This is a genomic window from Citrobacter sp. wls827, assembly GCF_005280875.1.
Lineage (GTDB): Bacteria > Pseudomonadota > Gammaproteobacteria > Enterobacterales > Enterobacteriaceae > Citrobacter > Citrobacter youngae.
The window spans coordinates 1-3,993 of sequence record NZ_SZWR01000027.1; the positions used below are offsets into that span (position 1 = coordinate 1).

A 3,993-nucleotide genomic window follows, 5' to 3' on the forward strand; every position below is an offset into this window, starting at 1 on the left:
TGGCCCGCAACCCTTAAATGACAGAAAAATGACTGACTGCTGCATTCCACAGCAAAACCCCGCCTTATACCTATTTACGCACAGAGTTATCCACAAACTCACCCATTACTTCTGCGATCCTTTCTGTATATGTACGATCTTCAGCGCTCGAAACGAGGGGCAAAATCGAAAATTAAAAATTCGCGAGCGTTGCGCAAACGTTTTCGTTACAATGCCACCGCACAACAAGGATGCCCCGTAAGGGGCGTTAGCTGAGTTTTTAGCCAAGAATTCACCTAACGCTCTCTGTAATAGTCAAATCCAGGGGATTTACCATGCAACAACGTCGTCCAGTCCGCCGCGCTCTGCTCAGTGTTTCTGACAAGGCCGGTATCATCGAATTCGCTCAGGCACTTTCCGCACGTGGTGTGGAGCTGCTGTCTACAGGTGGCACTGCGCGCCTGTTAGCGGAGAAAGGTCTGCCAGTGACCGAAGTTTCCGATTACACCGGCTTCCCGGAAATGATGGATGGACGCGTGAAGACCCTGCATCCGAAGGTCCACGGCGGCATCCTCGGTCGTCGCGGCCAGGATGATGCCATTATGGAACAACACCACATTGCTCCTATCGATATGGTTGTCGTTAACCTGTATCCGTTCGCCGAGACCGTCGCCCGCGAAGGATGTTCTCTGGAAGATGCCGTAGAGAACATTGATATCGGCGGCCCGACCATGGTGCGCTCCGCTGCCAAGAACCATAAAGATGTAGCTATCGTTGTGAAGAGCAGCGACTACGACGCCATTATTAAAGAGATGGATGCCAACGACGGTTCTCTGACCCTCGACACCCGTTTCGATCTCGCGATTAAAGCCTTCGAACACACTGCCGCTTACGACAGCATGATCGCCAACTACTTCGGCAGCATGGTTCCGGCCTACCACGGTGAAAGCAAAGAAGCCGCCGGTCGCTTCCCGCGTACGCTGAACCTGAACTTCATTAAGAAGCAGGATATGCGCTACGGCGAGAACAGCCACCAGCAGGCTGCCTTCTATATAGAAGAGAATGTTAAAGAAGCGTCCGTTGCCACCGCGCAGCAGGTTCAGGGTAAAGCGCTTTCCTACAACAACATCGCTGATACCGATGCGGCACTGGAGTGCGTGAAAGAATTCAACGAGCCAGCCTGTGTGATCGTCAAACACGCGAACCCGTGTGGTGTAGCAGTAAGCACCTCTATTCTTGACGCTTACGATCGTGCTTACAAAACCGACCCGACCTCCGCATTCGGCGGCATCATCGCCTTTAACCGCGAGCTGGATGCCGAAACCGCGCAGGCGATCATCTCCCGCCAGTTCGTGGAAGTGATCATCGCCCCATCGGCTACCGAAGACGCACTGAAGATCACCGCTGCCAAACAGAACGTTCGTGTTCTGACCTGCGGCCAGTGGGCACAGCGTGTGCCGGGTCTGGACTTCAAACGCGTTAACGGCGGCCTGCTGGTTCAGGATCGTGACCTCGGTATGGTGAACGAAGGTGAACTGCGCGTGGTGACCAAGCGCCAGCCGACCGGGCAAGAGCTGCGTGATGCGCTGTTCTGCTGGAAGGTCGCCAAGTTCGTTAAATCCAACGCCATCGTTTATGCCAAAGGCAATATGACCATCGGTATTGGCGCAGGCCAGATGAGCCGCGTTTACTCCGCCAAAATCGCCGGGATTAAAGCCGCCGACGAAGGTCTGGAAGTGAAAGGTTCCTCTATGGCTTCCGACGCCTTCTTCCCGTTCCGCGATGGGATTGATGCCGCTGCTGCCGCGGGCGTAACCTGCGTGATCCAACCGGGCGGTTCAATCCGCGATGACGAAGTGATTGCCGCCGCAGACGAGCACGGTATCGCGATGGTATTCACCGACATGCGCCACTTCCGCCATTAATCCACGGAGCAGACGATGAAAATATTAGTGATTGGCAATGGCGGGCGCGAGCACGCCCTCGCCTGGAAAGCGGCACAGTCGCCAAAAGTCGAAACGGTATTTGTCGCCCCGGGCAACGCGGGCACCGCGCTGGAACCCACGCTACAAAACGTGGCCATCGGCGTAACCGATATCCCGGCGCTGCTGAGCTTTGCCCAGAACGAGAAGATCGATCTGACCATTGTTGGCCCGGAAGCGCCGCTGGTGATTGGCGTGGTTGATGCCTTCCGCGCCGCCGGTCTGAAAATCTTCGGCCCAACCGAAGGTGCCGCGCAGCTGGAAGGCTCCAAAGCCTTCACCAAAGATTTCCTCGCGCGCCACCAGATCCCAACGGCGGAGTACCAGAACTTCACCGAAATCGAACCTGCGCTGGCTTACCTGCGCGAGAAAGGCGCGCCGATCGTTATCAAAGCCGATGGCCTGGCTGCCGGGAAAGGCGTTATCGTGGCGATGACGCTGGAGGAAGCGGAAGCCGCCGTGCATGACATGCTGGCCGGTAACGCGTTTGGCGACGCGGGCCACCGCATCGTTATCGAAGAGTTCCTCGACGGCGAAGAAGCGAGCTTTATCGTGATGGTCGACGGCGAGCACGTGCTGCCGATGGCCACCAGCCAGGACCACAAACGCGTGGGTAACGGCGATACCGGCCCGAACACCGGCGGGATGGGCGCTTACTCCCCGGCGCCGGTGGTAACCGATGAAGTCCACCAGCGCACCATGGAACGCATCATCTGGCCAACCGTAAAAGGCATGGCGGCGGAAGGTAACACCTACACCGGTTTCCTGTATGCGGGTCTGATGATCGATAAGCAGGGCAATCCGAAGGTTATCGAGTTTAACTGCCGCTTCGGCGATCCGGAAACCCAGCCGATCATGCTGCGCATGAAATCGGATCTGGTGGATCTTTGCCTCGCCGCCTGTGACGGCAAGCTGGATGAGAAAACCTCCGAGTGGGACGAACGCGCCTCGCTGGGTGTGGTCATTGCCGCCGGAGGTTATCCGGGCAATTACAATACCGGCGATGAGATCCACGGTCTGCCGCTGGAAGACGTCGCTGACGGTAAAGTGTTCCACGCGGGCACCAAACTGTCTGCTGACAATCGCGTGTTGACCAACGGCGGTCGCGTGCTGTGCGCCACCGCGCTGGGTAACACCGTGGCTGAAGCGCAGAAACGCGCTTACGCCCTGATGACCGACATCCGCTGGGATGGCAGCTTCAGCCGTAACGACATCGGCTGGCGCGCCATTGAACGCGAGCAACGCTAACGCGAAATTTTCGCCAGCAGCGTTTTACGCGTAATGCCTAACTGACGGGCGGCTTCCGTTTTATTGCCGCCCGTTTTTTCAAGCGCCGCCAGAATCACCTCCTTTTCGACATCCACCAGCGGTTGGATCTCGCCACTGAATTCCGTTTTTATCGGCGTCGCGGCAATCGCCATCGGCAGTTCACGTTCGGAAATATATTCCCCCGTCAGCAGCACCACCGAGCGCTCAATCGCATTTTCCAGCTCACGAATATTGCCCGGCCAGTCGTAGTGGATCAGCAGATCCATCGCCTGCGGAGTAAAGCCTTTCACCGCTTTACGGTTACGCGCGGCAAAACGCTGGAGAAAATGTTCGGCTAACAGCGGAATATCTTCCCGGCGCTGGCACAGCGCTGGCATTTCAATGGTGACGACGTTCAGACGATAATAGAGATCCTGACGAAAGCGCCCGGCGCTGACTTCCTCTGCCAGATCACGATGCGTAGCGGCTATCAGCCGGACATCAACCGCAATAGTCTGGTTGCTGCCAACCCGCTGTACTTCCCGCTCCTGGATAGCCCGCAGCAGACGCACCTGCATCAGCGGTGAGATATCGCCAATTTCATCAAGAAATAACGTGCCACCATCGGCTTCCACAAAGCGCCCTTCCCGTCGTTTATCCGCCCCGGTAAACGCCCCTTTCTCGTGACCAAAAAGTTCGGACTCCAGCAGCGATTCATTAAGCGCCGCGCAGTTGAGCGTCACCAGCGGCTTATCGCGACGGGCGCTGCAGGCATGCAGCGCCC

The 3,993-nt window shown here is 57.1% G+C and carries 3 protein-coding genes; 2 read left to right on the forward strand and 1 reads right to left on the reverse strand.

The features are described from left to right. Nucleotides 1-314 precede the first annotated feature (314 nt). The gene (gene purH / locus FDX03_RS21165; protein ID WP_137346542.1) at nucleotides 315-1,904 is read left to right on the forward strand and encodes a bifunctional phosphoribosylaminoimidazolecarboxamide formyltransferase/IMP cyclohydrolase; all 1,590 of its coding nucleotides are present in this window, start codon (nucleotides 315-317) and stop codon (nucleotides 1,902-1,904) included. 15 nt (nucleotides 1,905-1,919) lie between these two features. Continuing rightward, a complete protein-coding gene (gene purD / locus FDX03_RS21170; protein WP_137346543.1) occupies nucleotides 1,920-3,209 on the forward strand; it encodes a phosphoribosylamine--glycine ligase in 1,290 nt (429 codons plus the stop codon). Here purD and FDX03_RS23775 read toward each other — a convergent pair. Next, nucleotides 3,206-3,993: sigma 54-interacting transcriptional regulator (locus FDX03_RS23775; RefSeq protein ID WP_249357142.1), on the reverse strand; the 788-nt coding region annotated here is incomplete at its 5' end. The genes purD and FDX03_RS23775 overlap by 4 nt on opposite strands.

Excerpts from the sequence above, each read along its gene's own strand:
- purH (WP_137346542.1), top strand. The coding sequence starts at position 315 with ATGCAACAACGTCGTCCAGTCCGCCGCGCTCTGCTCAGTGTTTCTGAC.
- purD (WP_137346543.1), top strand. The coding sequence starts at position 1,920 with ATGAAAATATTAGTGATTGGCAATGGCGGGCGCGAGCACGCCCTCGCC.